Raw genomic sequence first — 17,065 nt, forward strand, 5'->3', positions numbered from 1 at the left:
TTGATTGAGGGCCTTCACTTGGTGTTCTTTAACAATGATAAGACTGTATTTCGACAGTTAGTTAGCTTTTTAACCCCTAAACCTATGAAAATCGGGTGGGGATGATTTTTTTGTCGTGTGCAGAGATTATTTTTATAAAAAATTAGGAGCATGAGGTGTATCAATTAAAAAAAATCAGCACGGCAGTAGCTATGATTGGTTTTTCTACGGCAGTTTTTATGGGGCAGAGCGTTGCAGCACCACTGGATAGTGTAAATGCTAACAATCAAGCACCGACCAATAACTCTGACAACCAAGTACCGACCAATAACAATGAAGCCAGTATTAGCAAAAATAATGCTAATACTGTTGAAGAGGTCAGCCCTGTGACCAATGGCGTTAGCCAAAAGTCAGCACGTGATAGCAAAACCGCAAATGCTTCGAACAAATTTTTACCTACTATCAAGTATACGACAGACAATTTATCAGTTGCTGCGCAAAAGGTGAATAATGCCACTTGGAAAGAGGGTATGAATATCGACCGTATCATCGGTACTAAATTGCAAGCCTTATTAAATTGGCATCACAATGGTGTGGGTCCTGTTGATGGTTATTGGGGCAAAAATACCCGAAAGGCCATGCAAGCGTTTCAACAAGCAAATGGTTTGGCAGTCACTGACACGCTAAACAACGAAACATGGCAAGCGCTGACAAAGAATGAAAAACTCGCGGTGCAGCCAGTGCTAGTCAGTTATCAGATAACTGATGCGGATGTTAATATTAAAATGACAGAAATACCAGCTGGTGCTGAAGCCAAATCCAAACTTGAGGGATTGTATTACGAGAGCATCACAGAAGGGCTAGCAGAAAAATTCCATATTAGTGAAAGCTATCTTAAAGCGTTAAACCCTAAGGCTAGCTTTACGGCGGGTGAAACCATCACAGTTTATAATCCTGGCAACCCAAATACCAAGCCTGTCAGTCGAGTCGTTGCTGATAAAGCCACTGAAACGCTATATGCCTATGATGATAAAGACAACTTAGTTGCCAGCTATCCGACCACAGTAGGTAGTACGGCAACACCGTCACCAACAGGGACACATACGGTAGAGGTGAAGGTGCATGAGCCTAATTATACTTATACTGCTAAAGACGGTAGCAAGTCTATTCTTCCACCTGGCCCTAATAATCCAGTGGGCTCGGTATGGATCGGGCTTAGTAAGCCTTCTTATGGTATTCATGGCTCACCAGATCCTGATCGTATTAGCCGTCAAGCATCAGCGGGTTGTATACGCCTGACAAATTGGGATGCACTTGCTTTGCTAGGGGTGATTCAAAACGGTGCGACTGTCGAGTTTAAATAATGCCTCACTATTTCTTAATCATGCTACTTATTAATCATGATTTAAAAATTTGAAAGTAAGTCAACTCATAAAATTTAGACAAAAAAATACCGCTGAAATTTAGCGGTATTTTTTATGATAAAAACAAATAACTAAGACTGAATCACTAAAATATTGATAGGCAATAATGAGCAGGTTAGCATTTTCATTATTATTATCAGTTAAACCACCCAAGCGTCTATATCAGCTATCAGCGAAAAGAAGCCATTTAGCAACCAGCTGTATTTATATAAATGCTTTTATAACCATTTTAGTGTGTAAGAAATTAGTTTTTGCCACGATAAGTAATACGACCTTTTGATAGGTCATAAGGTGTCATTTCGACCTTAACTTTATCACCTGTCAAGATACGGATATAATGCTTACGCATCTTACCTGAGATGTGAGCAATGATTTCGTGTCCGTTTTCTAAACGAACTCTAAACAGGGTGTTTGGAAGGGTATCAATGACTTCGCCTTCAAATTCAATAATATCGTCTTTTGCCATAGTTGGTATCAATCAATTAAAAATAAGCCCATATTATACGTAAGTTAGCGGATTAAAGCAATACAGCACTAGGTTTTTACTTGACAGCCTGTAATCGTTATGTATGCCAACTTCTATTTATTCAGTCAGGTAAATTTAGCCAAATGGGGGTTAAAGGAGCATTTGGCAGTCGTTGTTGAAAATGCTCAGGATAGTAAGCATTGATAAAATATAGACCATCACCAGAGGCAGTAGGCGGTGCGATAGTACGATCTTTTTTGGCTAAAATATCTAAAAAGGCTTCTGGCTGTAACTCGTGGCGACCGATGGCATACAAGGTGCCCATTAAGTTGCGGACCATGTGATGCAAAAATCCATCTGCTTGAATGTCAAAAACGATAAACTGACCATGGGCAAAGAGTCTTGCGTGACTGACTGAGCGTACTGGTTGATTAGACTGGCAAGCAGCGGCGCGGTAGCTACTAAAATCGTGAGTACCGACGATCTCAGCCGCTGCCAGTTGCATCGCTGCTAAATCGAGCGGTTCATAGATATGAGTGACTTGGTGATTCAAAATAGCAGGGCGCTGTGCTTGATTCAGCGTGATGTAGCGATAGCGACGGGCAATGGCACCAAAACGCGCATGAAAGTCGTCAGGCATAGGTTGAATCCACCGCAGGGCGATATCATCAGGTAATAGACTGTTTACCCCGCGCAGCCAGTTATGAGTAGGACGATAGGCACGTGTCGTAAAGTGGGCAATCATATTGCTGGCATGGACGCTTGCATCGGTACGACCAGCCGCGACGACCTCTACCGCCTCATTTGCAACTTTACCGATAGCGGTTTCTAACGCTTCTTGTACGCCTAATACTTCTCGTTGTCGCTGCCAGCCATGATAGCGCGTGCCCAAGAACTCAATTGCAATGGCTAATGTATAGATTGGGGGCGTTTCAGCGTTGCTGCTGTTAATCTGGGACATGTTAATCTCGGACATGGTTGGTATTGGACATTTTCGTATTGGTTATTATAAAGTAAACATATTTAACGATAGTCTAACGTTTTTTGATAGTGGTGCCCGCCTGATTGACATTGTTCAACCAACGTTGTCTGCGCCGAGCGGGATTGTCATAACGCAGCAATAGCCATAACAGTCGTGCATAGATAGCGGGAATGGTTAAGCGTCCGCCAGCAATCACATGGTAATCATATTGCCAACTACCAGCCGCATAGCTGTCACTGACACCACCAAATGGAGATTGGCTAGCGCATATCACCATGTGGCCGTTTTTATAAGCAAGCTCTAGTGCCTCTGCTAGCGCTTGCGAATAAGGAACATTACCTGCGCCAAATCCTAATAGGATAATGCCACATGGCGGCTGTGATAATAATGCCTGTAGCTGGCTAGTCATTACCTCAGTGTCGTTTGGCAAGCAATATAAAGCATGAATGCGTGCTTGCTCAGCTCGAGATTCGATATGGTCAATCATTGCTTGCTTATCATCGAGCCAATGCTGGCGGCGGGTATCCGGTAAGTTTTTGATATAACTATTGGCAGGATAGGCAGCTCTGGAGTGACCCGTAAATGCCATTAAATCATGGCTATGAATTTTTTGTACCGTTTGCGCAGGCCAAGACTCACCGCCAAAAGCAATCTTCACACCCGACTCACCAGCAGCAGCCAGTTTTAATGAATCGCTGAGGTTATCCCATGCGTCGCTATGGTCATCGATATCATAGGAATGTATCACCTCGCTGTCTAACAGTGGGCGCATACTACCAGTGACGACTATACAAATATCACTGCCAGCAAATGCTTCTGCTAAAAATGCACCCAAATAACTCAAAGTATCTGTACCAGTGATGAGCACAAAACGCCTGTCGCCTTGTGCATAGGCTGCTAGCAAAAGCTGATAAAAATGTACAAAGTCGTTAGGGGTAAGTTGGCTACTGTCTTTAATTAAGGCATTATCCAGCCATGAGATTTGAGGCAGGTGGTTAGCGTTATCTTGGTCAGTCAATAGCTTCTGTAAAGTGGGTAAGAATATTTCTGCTGATAACGGTGCTAAGGGTCGTCCATAGCTACCAAAAGTACCGCCAGCATAAATGAGTTGGACAGGATTGGATAATGTATTTGTCATAGCAGAAAATGGCATAGTATGAGCCGTAATAAAGAAGTATGTGATAAAAAAGAGAGTTTAAGGTTGGATGCTAATAGCTAATAGCGCTCAGTAATAATAAATAGTATAAAGGTTAAATGCAAAAAAAATCAGCAAGTATTCTTAGTGTTATAGAATACTTGCTGACCAAAGAACGATGGGGCTTTTACGCAGTACGATCTAGTAATACTTTTGCTTGGTTCTGTTGCTCACTAGTGCCCTGAATTAATACCTCATTCAATAAGCGTTTGGCACTGTCGTATTCACCCAATTGTAAATATTGGCCTGCCAAATCCAGCGTAACTTGAGTGCTATCTAATGATTTGACAAAGTCAAAGTCGGCCGCAAAGCGCGAGGAAAAGTCTTCTGCTGTTTCAGCAGCATCTTCGGCGGTAAGGGTAGACTCGTCCTCAATTGGAGCAACTAGGCTGAGTGCTGTTGAAGATTGAGTATCGAATTCATTGTCTAATAAAGAGTTATCATCGAATAGCAGCGGGGCTATCGGTGTGACACTAGATTCTTCAGCAAGAGTATATTCTGAATCATTATTATCAAGCGATTGTGCTTCGAGATTAATATTTTCAAAGCTCTCAGTTTCGAAGCTTTCAGTTTCAAAGCTCTCAGTTTCAAAACGATCTTCTTCAATAATGAAGTTATCAGTATCACTATTTTCTTCAAGTACAGGTGCTTCGCTTTCTGTTAATGTTTCTATATCGTTTGGCGCATCGAGACTGTCTAAAGACAAAGTGAAATCATTTTCTTCGTCATTCTGGACAGTGTTGATAGACAATGCTTCAGCAGTTTCGTCAACACCTTTATCGACATCAGTTGCTAGATCATCAAAGTCTAAAATGAATGCGTCATCTTCTAGCGTCATTTCATCGTTAATACTATCAGGGCGTTCTGGAATGACAGAATCCGTTGCCTGCGCATCAGTTTCTTCAGATGAATCAAAGCTAAAGTCAAAATCACTAAGATCATTATCTTCTGCGGACACCGCAACATCAGTATCAGTTATGTCAATATTGTCAGTGTTCAGGCTTTCATCATCTGTCATCTCTAATGATGACGTGACTGGCGTCGTATCAGTCGCCTCAGATGCGCTAATATTACTCTCTAAATCACTCAGCGTAAGATCAAAGTTATCCTCTACATTGTCGCTAGTAAGACTGGCCTCATAAGATGTATTTGTTACTGCCGAATTAGACATGCTGTCGTCTATCAGCGTACTACGGTTATCTTCAGAGGTTGCTGGCTGATCAGATAGCGCGTTCTTACTATCGATTTGATGAATCGGTAAGTCAAAATCTATGCTTTCAAAATGGCTATTATCTTCTACGGGTGCCTCTTTTGCTGCGACTTGATTTTGCTCTTCCGAAAATAAAGCTTTTAACTCATCAGCTAGCGCAAGACTTTTTGGGTCGCTTTGCGTCTTGATGGCATCATAAACTTTGTTAAAGTTCTCTGGCTGATTAATAGTCGCGTAGATGCTGAGTAATTTAACAGATAATTGACCATCATTCGGTTTTTCTCTTAGGCCGCGACTGAGGGTTTCAATGGCTTTGTCATAACGCTGTTGATCCATGAAGCGCTGGGCAATCGTAATATGATCAAACTTATTGTCATCATCTTTGTGGCTTTGGGCAGGAGTGTTGTGATCCGTTTTTGGCATCGGAGCTGGCGTAGCGGTACTCATGCCCGGCTGCGCTGAGGGCTTTTGCGCTTTCTTTTTGTACAATAGTAAACCGGCTACTATTAGAATAAGTACCAATCCGGCGATGATATATAGCATATTGTCCATAGTTACTCCCACGCCTATGATCACAGCACACTGCGTTGATCAGTTAGGCAATTATTGATTGCGTAGTTTTTTGAGACGAGCTTGGAGCTCAGCCAGTTTTTGGTTTTGTAATTGAATTTTCCTCGTATAGCTATCAAGTGCACTGCTGGTTTTTGACAGCTGCTGAGCTTGAGCTGCCGTACTTTGTCTTGAGGCCTTGAGCGTGGCTAATATATCTGTGCTGAGACCATTGCCTGTTGTCGCTGCTGATGTTGCTTGGGTGCCATCTGCGTTGCCATTACGACCAGGTGCGAGCACTGAAAATTGTGCTTTTGGCAGCGTTTGTGTTTTAGTAATCATGGGTTTTTTACGCTGTTTAGCGACTTGATTTGTTTCAGACGGTTTTTTAGAGGGTGCTTTGGCAGCCTTTTTTACCACAGGTGTGTTTGCTCTACGGCTATATTGTCTTTGCGCCTCAATCGCCGCTTCTAGTTTTTGTTGTGATGGTACAACATCGTAACTGGGCAAGCTAAGCTTGGCATCCGCTTTGAGTTGACCCGCGTCTTTATTAATAAAGGCATCAGGGTTTTGTGTCTGAATCTGCTTCATTACTGTTTGAATGTCTAAGTCATTTTCTTGCGCAATTTGCTGTGCAATAACCCATAGACTGTCGTTGCGCTGTACTTGATATTGGGACGCAGTAGTAGTGCTGGCAGCCGTACTGATAGAGGCGTTGTTGGTGACACTAGATGGGACAGTGGCGACAGCTGTATTGCTGGTATCAAGACTGGCTTTTGCGGTACTCACTTTGTTGTCACTCGGCGTTGGCATAATAGGAGAAGCAGTCATCATGCCAGCTTCTGATTTGCTACTCGGCTGTATCTGGCGAGTGACTTGGATATTCAAAATATCGAGCTGTTTATCAGTGACAGCTGTCGCTGATAGACTATTATCTATTGGCATGGTCTTGTTATTGACTAGGGCTGTATCATTCGCTACATTCTTAGCAGAATTGAGGTTGATATTGCTGTTACCTATTGTGGTAACGTTGCCATTTGCACTCAAGCGACCATTGTCTAATCGACTGGTTGGATTACGATCATTGTCGTTAGCGTTAAGAGTATTGTTAACGTTGTTTAAACGACCATTATCTAGCCGGCTAGGCGCATAAGCAAGATTGTTGCCTTGCGAGGTAGGAGTCGTTGTAGGTGCTTGGATATTAGGTGCTGGCAATTTAGACGCCACCAACTCGCTCGTTGACGAGTGAGTAGTCGCTAGTATGGGCGATAATGTTAATGGCGGCGGTGCACCTTCTCTAACAGTCAATGGTTTAGCCGTATTAGAGGACACACTGGGTAGATTCGGTTTTTTTGCGCCAGTAACGATGTTTTTAGGCGTGTCAATGGGCAAACGGCTATTGAGCGGCATCAACAATGTCTTGGGAATGACGTTGCGTTGACCCTTATCATTTATGTTTAAAACCACATCAGCAAAAGGTGTAGATACAGGTTTTGAGGTAGTAATAAATACTTGACCGCTGGTCGCTGAGGTAGGTTTAAAGCGTACGGTCATCGAATCAGTTTGGGCTAAGCCCATTTGCTGATAAATAGTAGAGTTTGCCAAACTTGCTGAAAAGTCAGCGGCTCGAATATCACTGACCACAATGCTCGCAGCTAGCGGCTCATGCTGGGCAGAGGTCACAACAGTCTTGCCAATCGTTGCAGCTTGTGCACTCGATACGAGAGCCGCATAGCCTACGGAACAAAGTAGTGCCATCGAGACCGCGCGATGTACCGTAGTCAACCGATGAGATAAATGACAAGACATGTGCAGACCTTTAAGATATAAGTTATCTGTGCTGTTATAACAAAATACCATTTAGTTTACCAGTTTATTTCACAACTGTTGTGGACAATGCAAAAAATGTTTAAGTATTGTTTAATCTCGCTTTCTGTCGAGCAGCATTGCATCGCCATAACTAAAGAAGCGATAGTGTTCTTTAATCGCATGTTGATAAGCATGCTCAATGGCATCTTTACCCGAAAATGCCGACACCAGCATTAATAACGTTGATTTGGGTAAATGGAAATTGGTCAACAATCGATCTATCACACCAAACTTAAACCCTGGGTAAATGAATATATCGGTATCACCTGACCAGCTGGAGAGAGGCTGCCCGTTAACGGCTGTTTTTTGATAAGCCGTTTCGAGCACGCGTGTGACCGTGGTGCCAATAGCGATGACTTGTTTACCATTCGCATGGGTTTGATTGATGAGCTCAGCGGTTGCTTGTGGTAAATGTGCATACTCACTATGCATGGTGTGATTGAGCAAGTTGTCCGTTTTTACTGGCGCAAATGTACCAGCACCAACGTGTAAAGTCACAAAAGCCGTACGAATACCTTTTGCCGCAAGTTTGCTCAGTACCGATTCATCAAAGTGTAAGCTTGCAGTCGGTGCAGCCACACTCGCAAGCTTGGTTGGATCATGAAAAACAGTTTGATAACGAGTATTGTCTGTCTCATCCGCATGACGTTCAAAGTAGGGTGGAATAGGCAGCTCACCATAAAGCTCTAAATGCGGCAAGATCGGCGCATCAAACGCTAAAATAAATAAGTTGTCTTGACGACCAATCATCACCGCCTTCATATGACCGTCAGCAAGCTGCAAGTGTTGTCCAAGTTTGAGCGCTTTACTGGCTTTAACATGGCAAAGTGCAATATGTTCTTGATTCAGGGGTTTGTCATTTGCAGCTTCTACAGATTTTTCAGCCTCTACATATAAAGTCGCTGTCTCTAAATCTGAGATATCAACCAAACGTTCAATCAATACTTCAAGCTTACCGCCAGTATCCTTTTGTCCGAAGAGGCGTGCTTTCATCACCTTTGTATCATTAAATACAATCAAATCACCTTCATTTAATAACTCAGGTAACTCAGTGAATAAGCGATCTTCTACAAGCGTAGAGTCTTTTTGATTATTGGCGGGCAAATACAAAAGTTTTGAGGCAGAACGCTGTGAGAGAGGATAGCGTGCAATCAGGCTATCTGGCAGCTCATAATCATAGTCATCGACGCTCAAATAATTCAAATCATTGTTGTTTTTTTCGGCATCAATTGAGGCGGCAGTAGTAGAATCTATAGTGTGAAAATCGGTCATAATCAATCTTTAAATGAATGTAAATTTTGGCGTAATTGTAGCAGAAACGATGTCATGAAAGGACAGTTTAGTAACGACTCATGCGCACAAAACGGCTTGTACATTAAATAGCCTAAGCATTAATTGTTAGAATGAATCATTAACAAAAGCAATGAGCGTCAGTATGTTAGTCAAATAAATTTAACTGCGGCAACAATTGGGCGGCAGGTGCTAATGAAGAGAAAGTAACACCGACTAAGCGGATAGGTAGCTCACGAGGAATGTCTAAAAACAGTTTGTCTAACCAATAATGGGCAGAATCAGCACTGTTAAAGGCAGTCGATAGCGTGTGTGAGCGGGTGATTTGAGTAAAGTCTGCGTATTTAACTTTTAGAGTAATGGTATAGGCGACCAGCTGTTTTTGTTGCAATTGATGAAAGGCATCAGCATTTTGTTCATAAATTTGTATACGTAATTCATGGTTATCACTTAGATTGTCTTTGAATGTGGTCTCAGAACCCACAGATTTATGCGCGCGCTCAGATTTGACAGCACGCTCATCACGCCCATGGGCAATATCGTGATAAAACTGCCCACGCTTGCCGAACTCCTGCACCAATACAGCCGCTTGCATTCGCTTGAGATCCGCGCCAGTACTTACACCCATCGCATGTAAGCGCCTGGCAGTGGCTTTACCAATACCATGAAAGCGCTCGATAGGTAGCGTACTGATAAAGGCATCAGCGTCCGCTGGCGTGATAATGGCCGTACCATTGGGCTTATTGGTATCAGAGGCAATTTTAGCCAGCATCTTGTTAAACGACACACCTGCTGAGGCCGTTAATCCAGTATGCGCTAGTATTTGTGCCCTTAGCCAGTTCGCCATCAAGGTCGCTGAGCCTTTATGGACATGTAGCCCTGTAACATCGAGATAGGCCTCATCTAGAGACAATGGTTCAACATGCGGCGTTAAGCGGTACATAATCTGGCGAATATCGCTACTAACTGCGCGATAAACCTCAAAACGTGGTCTAACAAAAATGACTTCTGGGCAACGTTTACGCGCCTCATAACAAGACATGGCAGAGCGTACACCGAATTTACGTACTTCATAGCTGGCTGCCGCGACCACACCGCGACCACTTGGATCGCCACCAACCACCAGTGGCTTACCGCGCAGTTCAGGAAAGTCACGCTGCTCCACACTGGCATAAAAAGCATCCATGTCTATATGAATGATTTTACGGGGGCTAGCATTTATAGAAGTTGTCATACTCACTATTTTACCTGATTCAAGCGCTTTGATTGAGTATCAAAATTTAAATTTATCGATAGACTCCTTTGCTAGGTTAGTAGAACGCTAGCAATGATATATGAATAGTTTTATATGTCATAAATCTTATATATTATAGAGTTAGTTAATAATAAACAGTAGTATTAATTCAAAAAAAATCGTATTTAGCAAACATATTTTTGCTATTGAATTGTTTAGGTCTGCTGTAAATCAAACTCATTTGTACTCTTGCACCACCTGTCGTATCCACCTCACCGTTTGTCATAAATCTCACATTTAGATGTTACAGTTTTGATTCTGGTGTTTTACAATATAGTATCCGCGCTAATGGATGACTGTAAAACAATAAGTAATGCCTTGTGCGCCTCTATGACTATGTAAAAAAGACATTGCTTATCGCTCATGCCAAGATCGAAAATGGAGTTTTGGTAAAATTAACTCTTTAAGAGCTTGATGTTAGAGAGTTTAGAATGACTAAGGAGCTGATGATGAATAATGAACTAAAAGGGAGCGATTTAACAAGGGCGATGCTAGCACGCGGCGATAAAAAAGTATGGTGTGCGGTTTGTGATGATAGTGATGAGCAAGCAATGATGGATCATTGTGGTAATGATTTTACGGCTTATATCGTGTCATTTCGTGACGGACATTTTTATTGCAATGCTGGCATGCCGTGGGAGTTTGCCGTGCCCATTAAGATAATTGCGGTGCTGCAATCTGAAATAGAGAAGTAAGTGAAGCAATAATATTACCGGCACAAAAAAACCTCCTAATGAGGAGGCTGATTTGTTACTAATATTGGTACCAGTGGTCGGACTCGAACCGACACGCTTATTAGGCAACGGATTTTGAATCCGTCATGTCTACCAATTCCATCACACTGGCATGTTAGAAGATAAGGTCTATTAGATAGAGATTATCGAATTGGGCTACAGGGTTAACTCTGTATAGGCTGCGTATTATAGCAGCCTATTTTTATCCGTCAAGAATTATTTGATATAATTTTCAATTAAATTGGTTTAGCCTACAAAAGCACGTTCAACGGCATAATCTGCTTGGACACCCATGCGTGGTGAAACAGTCAAACCAAAATCATCCAAAATCGCTGAAACTTCAGCATTAAATGGCATGCTACCGCAGATCATGACACGGTCGTCTTCTTTATTCATCGGTGGTAAGCCAATGTCTTCAAAGAGCTTTCCTGAGGTCATTAAGTCAGTCACGCGACCTTGATTTTTGAACTCCTCACGAGTCACTGTCGGGTAGTAAATGAATTTTTCACGGTACCATTCACCAAAGATCTCGTCGTTAGGTAACTCATTTTCAAACATATCACGATACGCCAAATCATCGACATGGCGCACACCATGTACCAAGATGATTTTTTCAAAGCGTTCATAGACTTCAGGATCACGTGCCAATGCTAAAAATGGCGCCAGTCCAGTGCCTGTAGAGAGCATATAAAGATTTTTGCCAGGCAGTAAATCATCTAGTACCAAAGTGCCCGTTGGTTTTTTGCTGACCAACAGCTCGTCACCGACTTTGATATGCTGCAAGCGCGAGGTTAATGGGCCATCTTGAACTTTGATAGAAAAGAATTCTAAGTGATCTTCGTAGTTCGGGCTAGCAATCGAATAAGCGCGCAATAGCGGTCTGCCATCGACAACGATTCCGATCATCGCAAATTCGCCATTACGAAAGCGCAGGCCATCGTCGCGAGTTGTCTTGATGCTAAATAGAGCGTCATTCCAGTGATGAACCTCTGTGACCGTTTCGGTGCGAAGTTTTGACATAAAGTCCTCGTTAATAAGTTGCTATCGGTTTTATTAAGTTTAAATGAGTGTTAAATTAAAATTTTCAATGAAAAAGGGTATAGAAGGGTAGTAAATTTTCAATCACTATTAGAACAGCCAATCGTTTAAAACCTCTGTCACGCAAAGTAAGTAGCATAGCCGATGTTTTAACCAATGTTATGGGGCGATATTCTAACACCTTATTAAGCATTTAAAATCAGGAGAGGGACTGATAAGGTCTAAGGATAGATACGACTGAATCTGTCACCTGTCAAACCACGACAATGGCTGTTGCTGTAGATGGCTTATAAGGGTTGAAAAATAAAGGCTCTCATCGAATTTATGGCTCATAATACCAAAATTTAAAATAAAAATCCGTCTGGTAGCGACGATGCGGCATGATAAAATGGAATATCGTTAGTGAGTAATTTTGTATCACTAGATAATATGCGCTAAACGCTCTCATAAAAGTAGATGCTGACTATTGAACGGTTTTTTGGAGAAACATGATGTCTGATGATAATATCTCTTTGGCGGGTTACCACCATGCGCCAATGATTGGCTACCATCGTGCGCCGCTATCACAGAAATTTGGTGCGCCACGCCAGCCGAATTTGGTTGCGCTCACCAGTATCATCGAGATGATAGCGCCTTATGACTCGCCAGCAGCATTTGCCGGTTTAGACGCGTTCAGCCATATCTGGATCAGTTGGCAGTTTCATTATAACTATACCAATAAAGACACTCACATTGGCAAAAGCGGCACTGGCTTTCGTGCGCAAGTCCGCCCACCAAGGCTCGGTGGCAATCAAAAAATAGGGGTGTTTGCCAGTCGCAGTATGTATCGACCCTCAGCGCTTGGGTTATCTGTCGTCAAGCTTGAAAGTATCGAGGTTGTAGAAGGGCGCGTGTTACTTATTATTAGCGGTGCGGATATGATAGATGGTACGCCGATTATCGATATTAAGCCCTATGTCGCTTATAGCGATGCGCTCAGTAATGCAAAAAGCGGGTTTGCGCCAACTGCGCCAGATTTATTAGAGATAATTATTACGGAGTCTGCTTACGAGCAATTTATGATGTTGGTTGACGCTGGACGATGCGATAAAAATGACAATGAAACTGAAAATAAAAATAATAAGAAAGCTATTCATGCAAAAAATAATAGTGTGGAGACGCTTATTCAACAAATGCAAGAGCAATTGCTCATTGCTGATATCGAGACTATTAAAGCATTAATTGCGCAAGACCCGCGTCCAGCTTATCGTCGCGCGGAGATACATACGCCGTTTGTCATGCGTTATAAGTCTGTCGATGTGAGCTTCCAGTTGATAGAATCAGGGCAATTGCAGATAACAGCTGTTGTCAAAGTGAGCTTATAGTGCCCAGTGACGCCATTACTGCCGCATGAATTATCCATAAATCACTCCTCAATAAATAACGCATCAATAATAAAAGAAGAAAAAAATGTCTGCTCAGAAATATTCAATCGTGATTGATTTACGTTGGTGCTTAGATGAACTATTGGCAGATAAAGTGATTGATCAGCGTGGCTACAATTTAGTGATGACGAGCCGCCGTGATAAAGCGCAGCATCCACTCCTGACCATCAGTGAGTTTGGTCTGCCAAACGGTCATGCACTGGATAAAAATGTTGAGCATAAATTGACTTTGGTATGGTTGAATCAATGGTTGGCGGCCAAAGCAGGCATGGCACTTGTCCGTATTGATCCATTAAAAGTCGATGTCCCAGCCGTCACTCAACTAATGTCCTTTGAATATGCCCGCTCACAGCATATTTTGCCCATTGAAGTGACGAATGATGAAGTCGTCATCGGTACAGACCAGCCGTTTTGTACTGAGTGGCAGACAAGTATCGAAAAATTAATCAAGTCTAAAAGCTATCGTACGGTTTATATCAATCCTGAGCAAATCAATCGCTACCGTCAAGAGTTTTACCAAGTCACCCAAGCGATTGCAGGAGCAAATAGTGTCCACAAACGGGCGGCGGCTGATGTCACCAATGTCGAGGCATTATTGCAACTGGGCGACAATACCAACCCTGATGCCAACGATCAACATATTGTCAGAGTTGTCGATTGGCTGTTGCAATATGCTTTTGAGCAGCGCGCCAGTGATATCCATTTAGAGCCTCGCCGTGAGACGGGTAAAGTCCGTTTTCGTATTGATGGCGTACTACATACCGTTTATGAGATGCCATTGGCAATCATTGTCGCGGTGACGGCGCGGATTAAAATATTAGGACGACTGAATGTGGCAGAAAAACGCAAACCACAAGATGGCAGGCTAAAAACCCGTACGCCAAAAGGTCTAGAAACTGAGCTGCGCCTATCGACGATGCCCACTGCCTTTGGCGAAAAGCTGGTCATGCGGGTGTTTGACCCTGAAGTGCTGGTGCGCTCGTTTGCTCAGCTTGGCTTGTCAGGTAAACAGCTCGAGACTTGGCATGAGCTGACGGCGCATCCAAACGGTATTATCTTGGTCACTGGTCCGACTGGCTCAGGCAAGACTACGACGTTGTACAGTACGCTCAAGCAGCTCGCCACAGAACAAGTCAACGTCTGTACGATTGAAGATCCTATCGAGATGATTGAGCCAGCTTTCAACCAAATGCAGGTCAATCCAGGGGTTGACTTGCACTTCGCTGAAGGCATTCGCTCTTTGATGCGCCAAGACCCAGACATCATTATGGTTGGTGAGATTCGCGATGCCGAAACCGCCAATATGGCAGTGCAGGCATCACTGACTGGACATTTGGTGCTCTCGACGTTGCATACCAATGATGCACCAAGCTCACTTACTCGCTTGCATGATTTGGGTATTCAGCCGTTTTTAACCTCAGCGACGATACTAGGCGTCATGGCGCAGCGTTTGCTACGCACGTTATGTCCACATTGCAAAAAAGCCCTAGACGTGATCCCAGACAGTGAAATTGCTGTTCAGTGGCAGGAATTGGTTCAACCTTGGCGTGCGCCCGCTCCAGCGCAAATTTATACGGCGCAAGGCTGCGAGCATTGTCGTCATACGGGCTATCAAGGTCGCGTTGGTCTGTACGAGATCATGCCGTTGTCAAATGAGCTAAAAAAACTGGTCGCCGCCGATGCCAATTTAGATGTGCTTAAGCAGCAAGCGTACCGCGAAGGTGTGCAGCCATTGCGCTTATCGGGCGCAAAGCGTATTAGTGAAGGGGTAACGACTATAGAAGAAGTAATGCGAGTGGTGCCATTGCATTGACATCAAACGGCTAACGCTTGCTATGGTAAAAGGCTGCCTTGTAACTTAACTTTTTAACGCTCCCAGCGTACATTTTGGCGAATAATTTTGGCTGGTGTACCAGCAATCATGCAGTTGGGCGTCTCAACTGGTTTATTGACAAATGCCCCTGCTGCAATAATACAACCACTGGCGATAGAGACGTTTTTAGAAATGGTCACATTGGCGGCAATCCAAATATGGTCTCCTAAAATGACGTCTGTATGTGCCTTATTCACTCGCGCGTTAGTGTCTATATCATAGACCTTGTGAACGTCAGTCGCTCGAATTTCGATACCACGTGATATCATGCATGATTGACCAATGGCCACACTTTTATCACGCGCCAAAATATAGCAATCAATAGCGGTGGTATTATTGCCGATATAAATATGCAGATGATTACCGACAACCAATAATTGCCCCGAGAACTTAACTTTCTCTCCAATCGTGACTTGATTGTGATTGCCGTTGATGTCAATTTTTAACTCATTAAATTTGCCGCCCTTACCGATAGTAATTTGATTGTCATGACCTTTACGAATGGTAATGGTCGAATTGCCAATGATGCGTGCATCTTTGGCAATACTGATATGATTATTGAGCCCTTTGTCTTGTAATAAAAACCGCTTTTTATAAAGCTGTTTGGGTAATAATGTTTTTATAATCGGAGAAAGGCTGATGGTTTTTTTATGGTTCATAATGATGGGCTTATGAAAAGTGAGTAGAAGGCGTAATGTTTTCGCTAGCAAATGGCTTGTATGGTTGATTAGCTGTCTTTATATCAAGGCTCATGTCAAGAATATAGTCAGTTTTGATACCGTTTCAGACACGGTTAACCATAACTTTGATAGTGTAACGCTAAACTTTGCTTGAAAACAGCTGCCTTTGGAGCAATCAATACTCTAAGGTTTTAAACCTAATATTTTTTATTCATTCATGTTTATTAACGAGATTATTTATGTTTACTGATAGCCATTGTCATCTTAATCGCTTAGATTTAACCAAGTATGATGGTCAATTGTCTGGCGCGATTGACGCGATGAAAGAAGCCAATGTCACTCGGGCAATGGCGATTATGTGTGATTTTGCTGAATATGATGAGATTGCTCATATTGTCAGCACCTACGGTGATGAGGCGCTAAATCTTGGCATGAGCGTCGGTATTCATCCTTGTGAAGATATCAGTGTCTTGCAATCAGCGACAGTTGAGCGTTTGATCGAAACGGCTGATGCTGACCATGTATGGGCGATTGGGGAGACAGGATTAGATTATTACTGGTCAACGGAAAACAAAAAAGAGCAGCAAGCCAGTCTTGCTCGCCATATTCATGCCAGTCAAAGCCTGAAGAAACCACTCGTCATTCATATGCGTGATGCCAAAAAAGATACGATTGACATCCTAAAATCAGAAGGCGCTGAACATGGCATTATTCATTGCTTTACCGAAGATTGGGAGACGGCCAAACGTGCACTTGACTTAGGGTTTTATATTTCATTTTCGGGCATTGTTAGCTTTAAGAGTGCTCAAATGATTCAAGATGCAGCAAAAAATATGCCTAGAGACAGACTGCTTATCGAAACTGACAGTCCTTATCTAGCACCGGTGCCCAAGCGTGGTAGACCGAATGAGCCTGCCTACGTACCGTATGTCGCCAATTGTCTGGCAGAGATGTATGGCTGTAGTAGCGATGATGTTGGGGCATTAACTGCAAAAAACTTTGAGAATTTACTGGCACAGTATCACTAAAATGGTTATGCTATGACCACTCAGTCATTT

14 protein-coding genes and 1 tRNA gene are annotated in these 17,065 nt (G+C 42.9%); 5 read left to right on the forward strand and 10 right to left on the reverse strand.

Annotation, left to right across the window (positions count from 1 at the left end; genetic code table 11):
- Positions 1 to 155: 155 nt before the first annotated feature.
- Entirely contained in the window at positions 156 to 1,343 is a 1,188-nt protein-coding gene (locus JMW94_RS12715) for a L,D-transpeptidase family protein (protein WP_201604651.1), read from the forward strand.
- A gap of 304 nt (positions 1,344 to 1,647) precedes the next feature.
- Here JMW94_RS12715 and infA read toward each other — a convergent pair whose 3' ends face one another.
- From infA to dinB, 7 genes are all read right to left on the reverse strand, one after another.
- Positions 1,648 to 1,869: a translation initiation factor IF-1 gene (gene infA, locus JMW94_RS12720; RefSeq protein WP_045446828.1), complete on the reverse strand. Its 222-nt coding sequence runs from the start codon at positions 1,867 to 1,869 to the stop codon at positions 1,648 to 1,650.
- 121 nt (positions 1,870 to 1,990) lie between these two features.
- Positions 1,991 to 2,830, reverse strand: coding sequence for a tRNA pseudouridine(38-40) synthase TruA (truA, locus tag JMW94_RS12725; RefSeq protein ID WP_201604652.1), 840 nt, complete (start codon positions 2,828 to 2,830; stop codon positions 1,991 to 1,993).
- Positions 2,831 to 2,903: 73 nt separating this feature from the next.
- Positions 2,904 to 3,989, reverse strand: a complete 1,086-nt coding sequence (locus tag JMW94_RS12730) for an asparaginase (RefSeq protein WP_201604676.1) — start codon at positions 3,987 to 3,989, stop codon at positions 2,904 to 2,906.
- Positions 3,990 to 4,173: 184 nt separating this feature from the next.
- Positions 4,174 to 5,808 carry a FimV/HubP family polar landmark protein gene (locus JMW94_RS12735; protein WP_201604653.1) on the reverse strand — a complete coding sequence of 545 codons (1,635 nt, stop codon included), beginning with the start codon at positions 5,806 to 5,808 and terminating at the stop codon, positions 4,174 to 4,176.
- 51 nt (positions 5,809 to 5,859) lie between these two features.
- Positions 5,860 to 7,614: a FimV family protein gene (locus JMW94_RS12740; protein WP_201604654.1), complete on the reverse strand. Its 1,755-nt coding sequence runs from the start codon at positions 7,612 to 7,614 to the stop codon at positions 5,860 to 5,862.
- A 111-nt stretch (positions 7,615 to 7,725) separates the two neighbouring features.
- Positions 7,726 to 8,946 (reverse strand): tRNA preQ1(34) S-adenosylmethionine ribosyltransferase-isomerase QueA, encoded by a 1,221-nt coding sequence (queA, locus tag JMW94_RS12745; RefSeq protein WP_201604655.1) that lies wholly within the window; start codon positions 8,944 to 8,946, stop codon positions 7,726 to 7,728.
- Between the two features lie 166 nt (positions 8,947 to 9,112).
- Positions 9,113 to 10,198, reverse strand: coding sequence for a DNA polymerase IV (dinB, locus tag JMW94_RS12750; RefSeq protein ID WP_201604656.1), 1,086 nt, complete (start codon positions 10,196 to 10,198; stop codon positions 9,113 to 9,115).
- Between the two features lie 509 nt (positions 10,199 to 10,707).
- Here dinB and JMW94_RS12755 point away from each other — a divergent pair.
- On the forward strand, positions 10,708 to 10,953 hold the full coding sequence (locus tag JMW94_RS12755; protein ID WP_045446843.1) for a hypothetical protein: 246 nt from the start codon (positions 10,708 to 10,710) through the stop codon (positions 10,951 to 10,953).
- A 65-nt stretch (positions 10,954 to 11,018) separates the two neighbouring features.
- Here the strand turns inward: JMW94_RS12755 and JMW94_RS12760 are convergent.
- Positions 11,019 to 11,104 (reverse strand) — tRNA-Leu (locus JMW94_RS12760).
- 134 nt (positions 11,105 to 11,238) lie between these two features.
- Positions 11,239 to 12,012, reverse strand: coding sequence for a ferredoxin--NADP reductase (locus JMW94_RS12765; RefSeq protein WP_193012877.1), 774 nt, complete (start codon positions 12,010 to 12,012; stop codon positions 11,239 to 11,241).
- 509 nt (positions 12,013 to 12,521) lie between these two features.
- Here JMW94_RS12765 and tsaA point away from each other — a divergent pair.
- Both tsaA and JMW94_RS12775 read left to right on the forward strand, forming a co-directional pair.
- Complete coding sequence (gene tsaA, locus JMW94_RS12770; protein ID WP_413786200.1) at positions 12,522 to 13,394, forward strand: tRNA (N6-threonylcarbamoyladenosine(37)-N6)-methyltransferase TrmO; 873 nt, start codon at positions 12,522 to 12,524, stop codon at positions 13,392 to 13,394.
- An 85-nt stretch (positions 13,395 to 13,479) separates the two neighbouring features.
- Positions 13,480 to 15,267, forward strand: coding sequence for a GspE/PulE family protein (locus tag JMW94_RS12775; RefSeq protein WP_201604658.1), 1,788 nt, complete (start codon positions 13,480 to 13,482; stop codon positions 15,265 to 15,267).
- A 53-nt stretch (positions 15,268 to 15,320) separates the two neighbouring features.
- Here the strand turns inward: JMW94_RS12775 and JMW94_RS12780 are convergent, their stop codons facing one another.
- Positions 15,321 to 15,986, reverse strand: a complete 666-nt coding sequence (locus tag JMW94_RS12780) for an acyltransferase (protein WP_201604659.1) — start codon at positions 15,984 to 15,986, stop codon at positions 15,321 to 15,323.
- Positions 15,987 to 16,246: 260 nt separating this feature from the next.
- Between JMW94_RS12780 and JMW94_RS12785 the strand changes: the two genes are divergently transcribed.
- Positions 16,247 to 17,035 (forward strand): TatD family hydrolase, encoded by a 789-nt coding sequence (locus tag JMW94_RS12785; protein ID WP_201604660.1) that lies wholly within the window; start codon positions 16,247 to 16,249, stop codon positions 17,033 to 17,035.
- Positions 17,036 to 17,065 lie beyond the last annotated feature (30 nt).

It is taken from the genome of Psychrobacter immobilis (assembly GCF_904846185.1).
GTDB lineage: Bacteria > Pseudomonadota > Gammaproteobacteria > Pseudomonadales > Moraxellaceae > Psychrobacter > Psychrobacter immobilis_B.